Source organism: Pseudomonas sp. 32A (assembly GCF_052682255.1).
In genome coordinates this window covers 287,100-302,885 of record NZ_JBQYLY010000001.1, presented here as the reverse complement: position 1 = coordinate 302,885, position 15,786 = coordinate 287,100, and the positions used below count along the sequence as shown (strand labels likewise).

General features: G+C 61.4%; 8 protein-coding genes and 2 pseudogenes. 6 read left to right on the top strand and 4 right to left on the bottom strand.

The window, feature by feature from the left end:
• Positions 1 to 13: 13 nt before the first annotated feature.
• Together putP and ACUN0G_RS01360 are read right to left on the bottom strand one after the other, a co-directional pair.
• A complete protein-coding gene (gene putP / locus ACUN0G_RS01365; protein WP_258343358.1) occupies positions 14 to 1,498 on the bottom strand; it encodes a sodium/proline symporter PutP in 1,485 nt (494 codons plus the stop codon).
• Positions 1,499 to 1,671: 173 nt separating this feature from the next.
• Positions 1,672 to 1,875: a hypothetical protein gene (locus tag ACUN0G_RS01360; RefSeq protein ID WP_445572538.1), complete on the bottom strand. Its 204-nt coding sequence runs from the start codon at positions 1,873 to 1,875 to the stop codon at positions 1,672 to 1,674.
• Positions 1,876 to 1,956: 81 nt separating this feature from the next.
• Between ACUN0G_RS01360 and putA the strand changes: the two genes are divergently transcribed.
• Both putA and ACUN0G_RS01350 read left to right on the top strand, forming a co-directional pair.
• The gene (gene putA, locus ACUN0G_RS01355; protein ID WP_445572537.1) at positions 1,957 to 5,910 is read left to right on the top strand and encodes a trifunctional transcriptional regulator/proline dehydrogenase/L-glutamate gamma-semialdehyde dehydrogenase; all 3,954 of its coding nucleotides are present in this window, start codon (positions 1,957 to 1,959) and stop codon (positions 5,908 to 5,910) included.
• 226 nt (positions 5,911 to 6,136) lie between these two features.
• Complete coding sequence (locus ACUN0G_RS01350; RefSeq protein WP_445572536.1) at positions 6,137 to 7,939, top strand: acyl-CoA dehydrogenase; 1,803 nt, start codon at positions 6,137 to 6,139, stop codon at positions 7,937 to 7,939.
• On the opposite strand, the gene ACUN0G_RS01345 is transcribed toward ACUN0G_RS01350, so the two are convergent.
• Together ACUN0G_RS01345 and ACUN0G_RS01340 are read right to left on the bottom strand one after the other, a co-directional pair.
• Complete coding sequence (locus tag ACUN0G_RS01345; protein ID WP_017478279.1) at positions 7,936 to 8,229, bottom strand: cell division protein ZapA; 294 nt, start codon at positions 8,227 to 8,229, stop codon at positions 7,936 to 7,938. The two genes, ACUN0G_RS01350 and ACUN0G_RS01345, sit on opposite strands and share 4 nt — an antisense overlap.
• Positions 8,226 to 8,456 carry a hypothetical protein gene (locus ACUN0G_RS01340; RefSeq protein WP_003209413.1) on the bottom strand — a complete coding sequence of 77 codons (231 nt, stop codon included), beginning with the start codon at positions 8,454 to 8,456 and terminating at the stop codon, positions 8,226 to 8,228. Before ACUN0G_RS01340 ends, ACUN0G_RS01345 begins: the two co-directional genes overlap by 4 nt.
• Positions 8,457 to 8,679: 223 nt before the next feature.
• Between ACUN0G_RS01340 and ACUN0G_RS01335 the strand changes: the two are divergent.
• The 4 genes and pseudogenes from ACUN0G_RS01335 to mscK form a co-directional block, all read left to right on the top strand.
• Positions 8,680 to 9,453 (top strand): annotated as a pseudogene (locus ACUN0G_RS01335) (MCP four helix bundle domain-containing protein); the annotation flags it as partial.
• A 33-nt stretch (positions 9,454 to 9,486) separates the two neighbouring features.
• On the top strand, positions 9,487 to 10,359 hold the full coding sequence (locus ACUN0G_RS01330; protein WP_375378951.1) for a methyl-accepting chemotaxis protein: 873 nt from the start codon (positions 9,487 to 9,489) through the stop codon (positions 10,357 to 10,359).
• Positions 10,360 to 10,591: 232 nt separating this feature from the next.
• Positions 10,592 to 12,333, top strand: a pseudogene (locus ACUN0G_RS01325) (potassium/proton antiporter).
• A gap of 70 nt (positions 12,334 to 12,403) precedes the next feature.
• Positions 12,404 to 15,754: a mechanosensitive channel MscK gene (gene mscK / locus ACUN0G_RS01320; protein WP_421524133.1), complete on the top strand. Its 3,351-nt coding sequence runs from the start codon at positions 12,404 to 12,406 to the stop codon at positions 15,752 to 15,754.
• The last annotated feature ends 32 nt before the right edge of the window (positions 15,755 to 15,786 follow it).

The window sequence follows — 15,786 nt, the reverse complement described above, 5'->3', positions numbered from 1 at the left end:
AAGCCCCCGCCGATTACTTGTTGAGGTTGTAATCCGCCTCGGCCGCGTCAAACCGCTGAAGCATGCCAGCCGTCGGAGCGCCCATCTTGCTCACGAAGTAGATCGCCAGGCTGGCAAAGATGAAGCCCGGGATGATTTCGTACAGGCCCAGCAGGTTGAAGTGCTTCCACACGATCACGGTAATCGCCCCCACCAGGATGCCGGCCAGTGCGCCATTACGCGTCATGCCTTTCCACAGGACCGAGATCAGCACCACAGGACCGAATGCAGCACCGAATCCAGCCCAGGCGTAGCTCACCAGGCCCAGTACGCGGTTTTCCGGGTTGGCGGCCATGGCGATGGCGATCAGCGCCACCAACAGCACCATGGCACGACCGACCCACACCAGCTCAACCTGGGAGGCGTTTTTACGCAGGAAAGTTTTGTAGAAGTCTTCGGTCAGGGCGCTGGAGCACACCAGCAACTGGCAGCTCAGGGTACTCATCACGGCAGCCAGGATGGCCGACAGCAGCACACCGGCAATCCATGGGTTGAACAGCAGCTTGGCCAGTTCGATGAACACACGCTCGTGGTTCTCGGTCACGGGACCGGCGACTTCCGGGTGCGCCGAGAAGTAGGCGATACCGAAGAAGCCCACCGCTACGGTGCCGCCCAGGCACAGGATCATCCAGGTCATGGAGATGCGACGTGCGTTGGCAATCGATTTCACCGAATCCGCCGCCATGAAACGCGCGAGGATGTGCGGCTGGCCGAAGTAACCCAGGCCCCAGCCCATCAGCGAAATGATGCCGATGAAGGTGGTGTTTTTCAGCATGTTGAAGTTGTCAGGGTTCTGCGCTTCGATCGCCAGGAAGGTGGTGTCGACGCCACCGGTGGCCAGCAGCACGATGATCGGCGTGAGCAGCAGGGCGAAGATCATCAGCGTGGCTTGTACGGTGTCAGTCCAGCTCACCGCCAGGAAACCACCCACGAAGGTGTAGGCAATCGTCGCGGCAGCACCGGCCCACAGCGCAGTCTCGTAGGACATGCCGAAGGTGCTTTCAAACAGGCGGGCGCCGGCAACGATGCCGGAAGCGCAGTAGATGGTGAAGAACACCAGGATCACCACCGCAGAGATGATCCGCAGCAGGCCGCTTTTATCTTCGAAACGGCTGGAGAAGTAATCCGGCAGGGTCAGGGCGTCGCCGTTGTGCTCGGTCTGCACCCGCAGGCGACCGGCAACAAACAGCCAGTTCAGGTAGGCACCGACGATCAGGCCGATGGCGATCCAGCTTTCCGACAGGCCAGACATGTAGATCGCGCCGGGCAAGCCCATCAGCAACCAGCCGCTCATGTCCGAGGCGCCGGCCGAGAGCGCGGTGACCACGCTGCCGAGGCTGCGACCGCCGAGGATGTAGTCGGAAAGGTTGTTGGTGGAGCGATAGGCCATGAAGCCGATCAGCACCATGGCAGCGATATAGATCACAAATGTGATCAGGGTAGGATTACTTACGCTCATTGAGTTACGCCCTGGCATTGTTTTTATGTAGCGGCGGTCTGTCCGGACGGCCACCCACTTGGCTAGTGGATAGACGAAGCCTGGCGCCGCGCATTTATGACTGACGTTTCCCCAGGAAAGCCATCAGCCGATGAACCGTCCGTAAGAGGTTGCACCTTGGGCGCGAATGCTATTCAACAAAGCAAATAAGGTGCAACCAGTTTCTTGAGAATAAGTTGCACCTTGATGTTTTTTGCGAGAAACACCGTGTTTTTGCTCCTTTTCGGAGCAAGCGCAGCCAAAGTCAGAAGCAAATGCACCAAGGCGCAGCCGATTCGGCTGCGCCGATAATTTTTCCCGATCAGCATCAAAAATTTCATGGATAAAAAGGGTTGCACCCGGTTGCACCTCTCACGGCGCAAAGCTAATCTTGCCGCCAGCTGATGCCACGCAGTAGTGGCACCCATGAGGATAAAAAGATGGCTACGACCACCCTTGGGGTCAAACTTGACGACCCGACCCGCGAGCGCCTGAAGGCGGCCGCGACCTCCATTGATCGCACGCCGCACTGGCTGATCAAGCAGGCGATTTTCAATTACCTGGAGAAACTCGAGGGTGGTGCAACCCTGGCCGAGCTCAACGGCCTGGGCAGCAAGGACGCAGAAGAAGCCGGCGAGGTCCAGACCGACCACGCCCACCAGTGCTTCCTGGAGTTCGCCGAGAGCATCCTGCCGCAATCGGTACTGCGCGCGTCGATCACCGCCGCTTACCGTCGCCCGGAACCGGAAGTGGTACCGATGCTGATCGAGCAGGCCCGTCTGCCCGCGGCAATGGCCGAAGCCACCAACAAGCTCGCCTCTTCGATTGCCGAGAAACTGCGCAATCAGAAAAGCGCCGGCGGCCGTGCAGGCATCGTCCAGGGCTTGCTGCAAGAATTTTCCCTGTCGTCCCAGGAAGGCGTAGCGCTGATGTGCCTCGCCGAAGCGCTGCTGCGCATCCCCGACAAAGGCACCCGCGACGCGTTGATCCGCGACAAGATCAGCACCGGCAACTGGCACCCGCACTTGGGCAACAGCCCGTCGCTGTTCGTTAACGCCGCCACTTGGGGCTTGCTGCTGACCGGCAAACTGGTCGCCACCCATAACGAAGCCGGCCTGACGTCGTCCCTGAGCCGCATCATTGGCAAAAGCGGCGAGCCGATGATCCGCAAGGGCGTCGACATGGCCATGCGCCTGATGGGCGAGCAGTTCGTCACCGGCGAAACCATCGCCGAGGCCTTGGCCAACGCGAGCAAGTTCGAAGCCAAGGGTTTCCGCTATTCCTACGACATGCTCGGTGAAGCCGCACTCACCGAACACGACGCCCAGAAGTACCTGGCCTCGTACGAACAAGCCATCCACTCGATCGGCAAAGCGTCCCACGGTCGTGGGATTTATGAAGGTCCGGGCATCTCCATCAAGCTTTCGGCCCTGCACCCGCGTTACAGCCGTGCGCAGTACGAGCGCGTGATGGACGAGCTGTACCCGCGCCTGCTGTCGCTGACCCTGCTGGCCAAGCAATACGACATCGGTTTGAACATCGACGCCGAAGAAGCCGATCGCCTGGAGCTGTCGCTCGACCTACTGGAACGCCTGTGCTTCGAGCCGCAACTGACCGGCTGGAACGGTATCGGTTTTGTGATCCAGGCTTACCAGAAGCGTTGCCCGTATGTGATCGACTATGTGATCGACCTGGCACGCCGCAGCCGCCATCGCCTGATGATCCGCCTGGTGAAAGGCGCGTACTGGGACAGCGAAATCAAGCGCGCCCAGGTCGAAGGCCTGGAAGGCTATCCGGTGTACACCCGCAAGGTGTACACCGACGTTTCCTACATTGCCTGTGCACGCAAACTGCTCTCGGTTCCGGAAGTTATCTACCCGCAGTTCGCTACCCACAACGCTCACACCTTGTCGGCGATTTACCATATTGCCGGTCAGAACTATTACCCCGGCCAGTACGAGTTCCAATGCCTGCACGGCATGGGCGAACCTCTGTACGAGCAGGTTGTAGGCAAGGTCTCCGAAGGCAAGCTGAACCGTCCGTGCCGCGTGTACGCACCGGTCGGCACTCACGAAACGCTGCTGGCTTACCTGGTACGTCGTCTGCTGGAAAACGGCGCCAACACTTCGTTCGTCAACCGCATCGCCGACCAATCCATCTCGATCCAGGAGCTGGTGGCCGATCCAGTGGCCAGCATCGAGCAGATGGCGACGCAGGAAGGCGGCTTCGGCCTGCCGCACCCGCGTATCCCGCTGCCCCGCGACCTGTATGGTGCCGAGCGCGCCAACTCCGCCGGTATCGACTTGGCCAACGAACACCGTCTGGCGTCGCTGTCCTGCGCCTTGCTGGCCACCGCTCACAACAACTGGAAAGCCGCGCCGATGCTCGGTTGCGCTTCCAGCAATGAAGCCGCTGCACCGGTGTTGAACCCGTCGGATCTGCGTGACGTGGTCGGCCATGTGCAGGAAGCGACGGTCGAAGACGTCGACAACGCGATCCAGTGCGCCCTGAACGCTGCGCCAATCTGGCAGGCCACCCCGCCCGCCGAACGCGCCGCGATCCTGGAACGTGCCGCCGACCTGATGGAAGGCGAGATCCAGCCACTGATGGGCCTGCTGGCCCGTGAAGCCGGCAAGACCTTCGCCAACGCCATCGCCGAAGTGCGCGAAGCCGTGGACTTCCTGCGTTACTACGCAGTGCAGGCCCGCAACGATTTCACCAACGACGCTCACCGCCCGCTGGGACCGGTGGTGTGCATCAGCCCGTGGAACTTCCCGCTGGCGATCTTCAGTGGCCAGGTCGCTGCTGCACTGGCCGCCGGTAACCCGGTGCTGGCCAAGCCTGCCGAGCAAACACCATTGGTGGCCGCACAAGCCGTGCGCCTCTTGCTGGAAGCCGGGATTCCGGAAGGCGTGCTGCAACTGCTGCCGGGCCAGGGCGAAACCGTCGGTGCTCGCCTGGTGGGTGATGATCGCGTCAAGGGCGTGATGTTCACCGGCTCCACCGAAGTCGCGCGTCTGCTGCAACGCAACGTCGCCGGCCGCCTGGATGCACAGGGTCGTCCGATTCCGCTGATCGCCGAAACCGGTGGCCAGAACGCGATGATCGTCGACTCCTCGGCACTCACCGAACAAGTGGTGATCGACGTAGTTTCCTCGGCCTTCGACAGTGCCGGCCAACGTTGCTCGGCCCTGCGCGTGCTGTGCTTGCAGGAAGATTCTGCTGATCGTGTCATCGAAATGCTTAAAGGTGCCATGGCTGAATGCCGCCTCGGCAACCCGGAGCGTCTGTCGGTGGACATTGGCCCGGTGATCGACGCCGAAGCCAAGGCTGGCATCGAGAAACATACCCAGGCCATGCGCGACAAAGGCCGCAACGTTTACCAGGTCGCGATTGCCGATAGCGAAGAGATCAAGCGTGGCACGTTCGTGATGCCAACCCTGATCGAACTGGAAAGCTTCGACGAACTGCAACGGGAGATCTTCGGCCCGGTGCTGCACGTGGTGCGCTACAAGCGCAAAGAGATCGACCAGCTTATCGGCCAGATCAATGCCTCCGGCTACGGCCTGACCCTGGGCGTGCACACCCGAATCGACGAGACCATCGCCAAGGTGATCGACAACGTCCACGCCGGTAACGTCTACGTTAACCGCAACATTGTGGGTGCCGTGGTGGGCGTGCAGCCTTTCGGCGGCGAAGGTTTGTCGGGTACCGGTCCCAAAGCCGGCGGTCCGCTGTACCTGTACCGTCTGCTGTCGACCCGTCCTACGGATGCCATCGAGCAATCCTTCGTTCGCGGTGATGCCCTGACAGCACCGGATGTTCGCCTGCGGGATGCCATGAGCAAGCCTCTGACTGCCCTGCAAGCCTGGGCCGACAGCAACAAGCTCAGCGACTTGAGCGCCCTGTGCGTGCAGTTCGCCGCGCAATCCCAAAGCGGTATCACCCGCCAACTGGCCGGCCCGACCGGCGAGCGCAACAGCTACGCCATCCTGCCCCGCGAGCACGTGTTGTGCCTGGCGGAAGTGGAAGGCGACCTGCTGACGCAACTGGCAGCGGTACTCGCAGTCGGCGGCTCGGCGGTATGGCCGGAAACTGAATTGACCAAGGCCGTGTTCGCACGTTTGCCGAAGGAGCTTCAGGCGAAGATCAAGTTGGTGGCTGACTGGACCAAGGATGAAACCGTATTTGATGCCGTGCTGCATCACGGCGATTCCGACCAACTGCGCGGGGTTTGCCAGCAAGTGGCCAAGCGTGGCGGGGCGATTGTCGGGGTTCACGGTTTGTCTTCGGGCGAAACCGGGATTGCCCTGGAGCGTCTGGTGATCGAACGTGCGTTGAGCGTCAACACCGCTGCGGCGGGCGGCAACGCCAGCCTGATGACCATCGGCTAACTGAAGAAACGCGGTAAAACTGTGGGAGCGGGCTTGCTCGCGAATGCGGAGTGTCAGTCACCGGATGTACCGACTGATCCACCGCATTCGCGAGCAAGCCCGCTCCCACATTAACCGCGTTCCACCTTCGAGCCGCGTTTTGCCCCTCCATCACCCAGATCAATCTTGCTATCCAGCCTCTATTTGCGCACTTAGACTCGGCCCATTCCCACACAGGTAAGCCGCCATGTCCGAGACGCTGCTCAGTTCCCGCAATCTGGCTTTCGAGCTGTACGAAGTCCTCGATGCCGAGGGCCTGACCCAGCGCGAGCGGTTTGCCGAACACAACCGTGAAACCTTCGACGCCGCCATCGGCACCGCCCGCAGCATTGCCGAAAAGTTCTTCGCCCCGCATAACCGCAAGGGGGACGAGAACGAGCCACGCTACGAAAACGGTCAGGCGATTCTGATTCCCGAGGTGAAACCGGCGGTAGATGCCTTCCTCGAAGCCGGTTTTCTCAACGCCGCCCGCAGCTTCGAAGCCGGCGGCATGCAACTGCCCACCCTGCTCTCCCAGGCGTGTTTCGCCCACTTCCAGTCGGCCAACGCCGCATCCACGTCCTACCCGTTCCTGACCATGGGCGCCGCCAACCTGATCGAGAGCTTCGGCACCGAGGAGCAGAAACAACGCTTCCTGCAACCCATGATCGAAGGCCGCTTCTTCGGCACCATGGCCTTGACCGAGCCCCACGCGGGTTCGTCGCTGTCGGATATTCGTACCCGCGCAGAGCCGGCAACTGACGGCAGCTATCGCCTCAAGGGCAACAAGATCTTCATCTCCGGCGGCGATCACCCGCTGTCGGAAAACATCGTGCACATGGCGCTGGCCAAGCTGCCGGACGCGCCTGCCGGGGTGAAGGGCATTTCGCTGTTTATCGTGCCCAAATTCCTGGTCAACGACGACGGCAGCCTGGGCAAGCGCAACGATGTGCTGCTGGCCGGGCTGTTTCACAAGATGGGTTGGCGCGGCACCACCTCGACTGCGCTGAATTTCGGCGATAACGGCGAGTGTGTCGGCTACCTGGTGGGCAAACCGCACCAAGGCCTGAGCTGCATGTTCCAGATGATGAACGAAGCGCGGATCGGCGTGGGCATGGGCGCGGTGATGCTCGGTTACGCCGGCTACCTGTACTCCCTGGAATACGCCCGCGAGCGCCCGCAAGGCCGCCTGCCGGACAGCAAGGACCCGAACACTGCGCCGGTGTCGATCATTCAGCACGCCGATATCAAGCGCATGCTGTTGACCCAAAAAGCCTACGTGGAAGGTGCCTTCGACCTTGGCCTGTACGCCGCACGCCTGTTCGATGACACCACCACCCTGGATACCGAAGCGGCGCGCAAACAGGCCCACGAACTGCTGGACCTGCTGACGCCTATCGTCAAATCCTGGCCGTCGGAGTTTTGCCTTAAAGCCAACGAACTGGCGATCCAGATTCTCGGCGGCCATGGCTACACCCGTGAATACCCGGTGGAACAGTACTACCGCGACAACCGCCTGAACCCGATCCATGAAGGCACCCACGGCATTCAGTCGCTGGATTTGCTCGGGCGCAAGCTGGCGCAGAACGGCGGTGCGGGCTTGAAACAACTGATTCGCCTGATCGCCGAGACCGGCGCGCGGGCACAGGCATACCCGTCGCTGACGGCCCTGCGGGAACCGCTGGAACAACTGGTAACGCGCCTGCAAGCAGTCACCCTCGGCCTGCTGACGGATCTCGCCCAAGGCAAGGTCAACAGCAGCCTGGCGAATTCGGCGCTGTACCTGAAAGTGTTCGGGCATACGGTGATTGGCTGGCGCTGGCTGGAACAGGCGATTCGCGCCGAGGAAGGGCTGGCCAAGGGCAATGCTGCCGATGTCGCCTTCTATAAGGGCAAGCTCCAGGCCGCCCGGTACTTCCTGACGTGGGAAATACCGGGCTGCCATCATGAACTGGCGATTCTCGAGGCACGCGATGACACGTGCCTGGGGATGCAGGATGAGTGGTTCTAAGGCTGTCCGATCGCCTTGGAAATCACTTCGACCGTGGCGCTGACTTGCTCTTGGTAACGGTCGAGTTCCTGCTGATGGTGCTTTTGCATTTCGATCTGCTCGGCGCACAGGTTCAGCGCCGCCAGCACCAATAGCTTGTCACCGATCAGCGTCGGGTACTTTTTCTTGGTGGTGGCCAGGGATGCCTTGAGCATCGTCACGGCGCTCATCAGGGTGTTGTCTTCCCCTTCCGGAGCCTTGATCGAGTAATCCTCACCGAGAATCGAAACGACCTTTATCCCTTCATTCATGCGCTGACAGGACCTGCGCTCACACGCTCAACCAACGCCTGGATACGAGCTGCAGTGGCGCCCTGCTTCTCTTCCTGTTCCATCAGGTTCAGTTGCAGGCTGTCGTTTTCATCCTTGGCGCGAGCCAGTTCGGCCTTGAGGGATTCGTTGGTGCCCAGCAGATCCTGATTCTGCTGTACCAGGTCACTGACCAGTTGTTCCAATTGGCTGAGGGATGCTTCTAACATTTTGATTTCTCGGGCTTTTTCAAAGGGCGGTGACGATAAAGAAAAATCACCTCGGATGCCAGGGTTATCCCCGGCGCGGGGCCTTGATTTTACAGGGCAGGCCACGCTTTCGAGCCTTAGTGACTGCATTTATGGCATCTGGTTCCTGAATCCCGTCGGACCGTCCCGCTCTGCGACAAAAGCGCGCACCCCCTCAAGACTTTAGTCGTATGACCGATAGGTCATGGACACCCCGCCCAAACCCCGCATGGATCGCGCTTCTCCCCAGGATCACAGCATGTCTCTTCGTAATATGAATATCGCGCCGCGGGCCTTCCTCGGCTTCGCGTTGATTGGCGCGCTGATGTTGTTTCTCGGCGTGTTCGCGTTGAACCAGATGAGCAAGATTCGCGCGGCGACGGAAGACATCACCCTGAGCAGCGTGCCGAGCATTCGCGCCCTGGACGAGTTCACCCAGCTGACCCTGCGCCTGCGGGTGCTGTCCTATCGACTGCTGACCAACCGCGAGCCCGACGTCCAGCAAAAGACCCTCGAAGCGTTTGATGTGCGCAATCAGCAGATTCGTACCGCCCAGGCGGTCTACGAGAAGCTGATCGACAGCAGCGAAGAGCGTGCTGCCTATGACGAGTACGTGCGTCTTTTGGGCCAGTACCACCAGATCGAAGAGCGCATGAAGAGCCTGTCCCGGGCCAACCAGATGGACGAGCTGCGCACCCTGTTGAACACCGAACTGCTGAGCAACTCGGAGCAGGTCAACGCCGTGCTGAACCGCCTGCTGGACATCAATAACAAGATGGCCACCGCCACCAACCAGCAAGCCGCCGACCAATACGAGATGGCGTTTGAGCTGGTGGTGATCCTGCTGATCCTGGCCACGGCGCTGACCATGCTGTTCGCCTGGTTGCTGACCCGCAGCATCACCCTGCCGATTGCCCAGGCCCTCGACGCCGCCGAAGAAATTGCCGAAGGCAACCTGACGCGTCCGATCAAGGTCGAAGGCAACGACGAAGCCGGCCGACTGCTGTTGGCGATGGCCAAGATGCAGGACAAGTTGAAGGACACTTTGCAACGCATCGCCGGCTCGGCCACCCAGCTGGCTTCCGCAGCGGAAGAGCTGAACGCCGTGACCGACGAAAGTGCCCGTGGCCTGACCCAGCAAAACAACGAAATCGAACAAGCCGCCACGGCGGTGAACGAGATGACCAGTGCGGTTGAAGAAGTGGCCCGCAACGCGGTCAGCACCTCCGAAGCTTCGAAAAACGCCACCTCCTCGGCCGGCGATGGCCGTGACCTGGTGCAGGAAACCGTCGGCGCCATCGAGCGCATGAGCAGTGACGTGCAAGCCACCGCGACCTTGATCGGCAACCTGGCGGAAGAGTCCCGGGACATCGGCAAGGTGCTGGACGTGATTCGTGGCCTGGCCGACCAGACCAACCTGCTGGCCTTGAACGCGGCGATTGAAGCGGCGCGTGCCGGTGAAGCCGGGCGTGGTTTTGCGGTGGTGGCGGATGAAGTACGGGCCCTGGCCCATCGCACCCAGCAGTCCACCAGCGAGATCGAGCGGATGATCGGCAGCATTCAGGCCGGTACCGAGCATGCGGTGAATTCGATGCGTAACAGCACCGAACGCGCAGAGTCGACGCTGAATATCGCCAAGGGTGCGGGGATGTCGCTGGATACCATCAATACCGCCATCGTTGAAATCAACGAGCGCAACCTGGTGATCGCCAGTGCCGCTGAAGAGCAGGCGCAGGTGGCGCGGGAAGTGGATCGCAACCTGGTGAACATTCGTGATTTGTCGGTGCAATCGGCGACCGGCGCCAGCCAAACCAGTGCGGCGAGCGGCGAGCTGTCGCGATTGGCGGTGGATTTGAACGGGATGGTGGGGCGGTTCAGGCTTTAACTGACACCGGCGATCCCTTGTGGGAGCTGGCTTGCCTGCGATAGCAATCTGACAGTCACGATCTCCAGTGACTGACACACCGCAATCGCAGGCAAGCCAGCTCCCACATTTGACCTGTGTACATCCCCAACACCTTTTTTGACAGCACAGCAATTCAACAGGTTAGAATCGCTGGCACGCAGACTGCATGGTCAGTTTGCGCCTCGTCTTTCCCGCTCATGGAGTACTGCCTTTGAATGCGACGACCATCAACAGCCTGTTCTTGATCGGCGCGTTGCTGGTAGGTGCGAGCATTCTGGTGAGTTCTCTTTCGTCCCGCCTGGGCATCCCGATCCTGGTGATCATCCTGGCCGTGGGCATGATTGCCGGCGTCGACGGCGGCGGCATCATCTTCGACAACTACCCGACCGCCTACCTCGTGGGCAACCTCGCCCTGGCGGTGATCCTGCTCGATGGCGGCTTGCGAACACGGGTGGCGAGTTTTCGCGTGGCTCTCTGGCCCGCGCTGTCATTGGCGACGGTCGGGGTACTGATCACCACCGGTCTCACCGGCATGGCAGCCGCCTGGCTGTTCAACCTCAACATTATTCAAGGCCTGCTGATCGGCGCCATCGTCGGCTCCACGGACGCCGCGGCGGTGTTCTCGCTGCTGGGCGGCAAGGGCCTGAACGAACGGGTCACCGCCAGCCTGGAAATCGAATCCGGCAGCAACGACCCGATGGCGGTGTTCCTCACCGTCACCCTGATCGACATGCTCGCCAGCGGCCAGACCGGCCTGCACTGGAGCCTGCTGGGCCACCTGATCCGCGAGTTCGGCATCGGCGGCATCATTGGCCTGGGCGGCGGCTGGTTGATGCTGCAGATGGTCAACCGGATCAACCTGGCCAACGGCCTGTACCCGATCCTGGTGATTTCCGGCGGCCTGTTCGTGTTTGCCCTGACCAACGCCTTGCACGGCAGCGGCTTCCTCGCGGTGTACCTGTGCGGTTTGGTGATCGGCAACCGCCCGGTGCGCAGCCGGCATGGCATTTTGCATATGCTCGACGGCATGGCCTGGCTCGCGCAGATCGGCATGTTCCTGGTGCTGGGCCTGCTGGTCACGCCCCACGATCTGCTGCCCATCGCGCTGCCAGCCCTGGGCCTGGCGCTGTGGATGATTCTCTTCGCACGGCCACTGTCGGTGATCGTCGGCCTGCTGCCGTTCAAGGCCTTCCACGGTCGAGAGAAAGCCTTTATCGCCTGGGTCGGCCTGCGCGGCGCGGTCCCGATCATTCTGGCGGTGTTCCCGCTGATGGCCGGCCTGCCCCACGCACAGCTGTACTTCAACCTGGCGTTCTTTATCGTGCTGGTGTCGCTGCTGGTGCAGGGTACGAGCCTGCCATGGGTGGCCAAACTGTTGAAGGTGACAGTACCGCCCGAGCCTGCGCCAATCTCCCGGGCGGCCCTGGAAGTACACGTCACCAGCGAGTGGGAGCTGTTCGTCTACCGCCTGGGCGCCGAGAAATGGTGCATCGGCGCCGCCCTTGGGAGCTGAAAATGCCCGAGGGCACACGGATCGCTGCGCTGTTTCGTGGCCAGCAACTGCTCCATCCGTCGGGTAGTACGGTGCTGGAAGTCGATGATTTGCTCTGCGTGATCGGCCATGAACACAACTTGCCGGCCCTCGGCAAACTGTTCAGCCAGGCACCCCAACGGGGCCTCGACCTGCGCTTCTTCGGCGACTTCGTTCTGGAAGGCGACGCCCAGCTGGGCGCGGTTTCGGCGCTGTACGGGCTCAAGCTCGAGGGCATCGACCCGGACATGCCACTGAGTCGTTTCATCACCCAGAAAGTCGGCGGGGCACCCGTGGTCGGCGACCAGGTGGAATGGAACAACACCATTTGGACCGTCGCGGTCATGGACGGGAACAAGATCGGCAAAGTCGGCGTCAGATTCCCCGAAGGAAGTCGCCCGGGCCCCGGACTCTTCCTCTAAACTGCGGGGCGACGGCGCGCCAGTCGATGTCGGGACGCCCCCTATTTATCACCTTGCTCGACCGGTCTCTATGACAACCCTGCGCACTTTTCTCGCTACTGCCCTGCTTGGCCTGACTCTCTGCGTCGGCACCGTACACGCTGCCGACCCGCCCAGCATCGACTCCGTCCAGCAAACCCTGGACAAGCTGCCAGACCGCAAGCTGCCCGACGCCGACATGAAAGCGCTGCAAAGCATCCTGCAGCAGACCCTCACCTTCCTCGGCAACCAGCAGGATTACCAACAGCGCCTGGTCGACCTCAAGCGCCAGTTGGAAAACGCGCCGCGCCAGAGCGCCGAGAACCAGCGCGAGCTGACCCGGCTCAAAGCTACCAAGGTGATTCCGGTCGCCCAACGCTACGCCACCTTGCCGGTGCCGCAGCTTGAACAACTGCTGGTGCAGCGCACCACCCAGCAAGGCGACCTGCAAAAGGAACTGGCCGACGCCAACAGCCTGAGCATCGCCGCCCAGACCCGCCCGGAACGCGCCCAGACCGAAATCAGCAGCAGCCAGACGCGCATCCAGCAAATCAACTCGATCCTCAAGGCCGGCAAAGACAATGGCAAGGCCCTCAGCGGTGACCAGCGCAACCAGCTGAACGCCGAGCTGGCCGCCCTCAACGCGCTGATTCCATTGCGCCGCCAGGAGCTGGCCGGCAACAGCCAACTGCAAGACCTGGGCAACAGCCAACACGATCTGGTATTGGAAAAAACCGCGCGCCTGGAGCAGGAGATCCAGGACCTGCAAACCCTGATCAACCAGAAACGCCTGGCCCAGTCCCAGGAAACCGTGACCCAGCAGTCCATCGAAGCCCAAAAGGCCGGTGGCAGCAGCCTGCTCGCCACGGAAAGCGCCGCCAACCTGAAACTGTCCGACTACCTGCTCAAAAGCACCGACCGGCTCAACGAACTGACCCAGAAAAACCTGCAAACCAAGCAGCAACTGGACAGCGTGACCCAAAGCGACTCGGCGCTGGACGAACAGATCAACGTACTCAAGGGCAGCCTGCTGCTGTCCAAGATCCTCTACAAACAGAAGCAGGCCCTCCCGCGCCTGACCGTGGACCGCGACCTGGCAGATGACATCGCCAACATTCGCCTGTACCAGTTCGAGGTCAATCAACAGCGCGAACTGATCAGCACTCCGAGCACCTACGTCGACAACCTGCTGGCCAGTCAACCGGCCGACCAGATCACACCCCAACTGCGCCGCACCCTGCTGGAACTGGCGATCACCCGCAGCGACTTGCTGGAACGCCTCAGCCGCGAGCTGAGCGCACTGCTCAACGAATCCATCACCCTGCAGCTGAACCAGAAACAACTGCTGAGTACCGCCAGCACGTTGCGGGCGACCCTCGACGAGCAGATGTTCTGGATTCCCAGCAACAAGCCGCTGGACACCGAATGGCTGGAAACCGTACCGGCGCACCTGAGCAAGCAGGTCACGACCCTGCCTTGGGCTTCCAGCGTCAGCGAACTGTATGACGGCCTGACCCAGCGCCCGCTGCTGTTCCTGCCCCTGCTGCTGTTGATCGGCGCGCTGCTGTGGCGTCGTAGCTACCTGTATGAGCGCCTGAAAAAAATCCACCAGGACATCGGCCACTTCAAACGCGACAGCCAATGGCACACGCCGGTGGCGATCCTGGTGAATATCGCCCTGGCGATGCCGGTGGCCCTGGGCCTGGCGCTGTGCGGTTATGCGTTGCAGATCGATGCCCGCGGGCAAAACGCCAACCTCGGCGCCGCCTTGCTGCAGATCGCCCAGGCGTGGCTGGTGTTCTACACCGCCTATCGGATCCTCGCGCCCGGCGGCGTCGCCGAACTGCATTTCCGTTGGGAAAAACCCCAGGTCGAATTCCTCCAGGGCTGGATACGCAAGCTCGGGCTGGTGGTGCTGGCACTGGTGGCCGTGGTGGCCATCGCCGAGCATCAGCCAGCGGCACTGGCAGACGACGTACTGGGTATCGGCGTGGTACTGACCTGCTACGCACTGATGGCGTGGCTGCTCGGGCGCCTGCTGCTCAATAGCCCGACCCACGAAAAAGCCTCGCTGTTTCGCAAAGCCGTCGGCCTGATGTTTACCGCGCTGCCGGTCGCGCTGTTTATTGCCGTGTGCTTTGGCTACTACTACACCGCCCTCAAGCTCAGCGACCGGTTGATCAACACCCTGTACCTGCTGATGTTCTGGCTGGTGATCGAAGCCACCTTCGTCCGTGGCCTGGGGGTTGCCGCACGGCGCCTGGCCTACGCGCGGGCCCTGGCCAAACGCCAGGCCGCCAAGGAAGCGGGTGATGGCGAAGCGGTGATCGAAGAACCGACCCTGGACATCGAACAGGTCAACGAGCAGTCGATGCGCCTGATTCGCCTGGCGCTGCTCGGCGGCTTTATCGCCGCGCTGTATTGGGTGTGGTCTGACCTGATCTCGGTATTTTCCTACCTGGACAACGTCACCCTCTACGAATACACCAGCGGCACCGGCGCCAATATCAGCATGGTGCCCATCAGCATCGGCGACTTGCTGGGGGCGCTGATTATCATCGGCATTACCTTTGCCCTGGCGCGCAACCTGCCCGGGTTATTGGAAGTGTTGGTGTTGTCGAAACTGGACCTGGCCCAGGGCAGCGCCTACGCCACCACCACCTTGCTGTCCTACGTGATTGCCGGTGTGGGCTTTGTTTCCACCCTGTCGACCCTCGGCGTGAGCTGGGACAAGTTGCAATGGCTGGTGGCCGCGCTCTCGGTGGGATTGGGCTTCGGGATGCAGGAAATCTTCGCCAACTTCATCTCCGGCATCATGATCCTGTTCGAGCGCCCGGTACGGATCGGCGACACCATCACCATCGGCAACCTGTCGGGCACGGTGAGCAAGATCCGCATCCGCGCCACCACCATCACTGACTTCGATCGCAAGGACATCATTGTCCCGAACAAGACGTTCATCACCGGGCAATTGATCAACTGGTCGCTGACCGACACCATCACCCGGGTCACCCTGAAACTGGGCGTGGACTACGGCTCGGACCTGGATCGGGTGAAGGAATTGCTGCTCAAGGCCGCCCGGGAAAACCCCCGCGTGCTGAAAGACCCGGAACCCCATGTGTACTTCCTCAACTTCGGCGAGAGCACCCTGGACCACGAACTGCGCATGCACGTACGCGACCTGGGCGACCGCAACCCGGTGATCGATGAGGTCAACCGCTTCATCAATCGCGAGTTCAAGAAAGAGCACATCAACATCTCGTTCCGGCAGATGGAGGTGTACTTGAAGAACCTGCATGGCCAGGAATACAAACTGGTTCCGGTAGAAGAAGAAAACAAAACCATCCTGCCCCTCGCCAAGGACCAGGACCTGCCCGAGCCGCCGCCCGCCAAACTCGACTAAACGCGCTATCCCCAGCAGAATGGTCGGACATT

Excerpts from the sequence above, each read along its gene's own strand:
- mscK (WP_421524133.1), top strand. The coding sequence starts at position 12,404 with ATGACAACCCTGCGCACTTTTCTCGCTACTGCCCTGCTTGGCCTGACT.
- putA (WP_445572537.1), top strand. The coding sequence starts at position 1,957 with ATGGCTACGACCACCCTTGGGGTCAAACTTGACGACCCGACCCGCGAG.
- ACUN0G_RS01340 (WP_003209413.1), bottom strand. The coding sequence starts at position 8,456 with ATGTTAGAAGCATCCCTCAGCCAATTGGAACAACTGGTCAGTGACCTG.
- ACUN0G_RS01350 (WP_445572536.1), top strand. The coding sequence starts at position 6,137 with ATGTCCGAGACGCTGCTCAGTTCCCGCAATCTGGCTTTCGAGCTGTAC.
- ACUN0G_RS01345 (WP_017478279.1), bottom strand. The coding sequence starts at position 8,229 with ATGAATGAAGGGATAAAGGTCGTTTCGATTCTCGGTGAGGATTACTCG.
- ACUN0G_RS01330 (WP_375378951.1), top strand. The coding sequence starts at position 9,487 with ATGGCCAAGATGCAGGACAAGTTGAAGGACACTTTGCAACGCATCGCC.
- putP (WP_258343358.1), bottom strand. The coding sequence starts at position 1,498 with ATGAGCGTAAGTAATCCTACCCTGATCACATTTGTGATCTATATCGCT.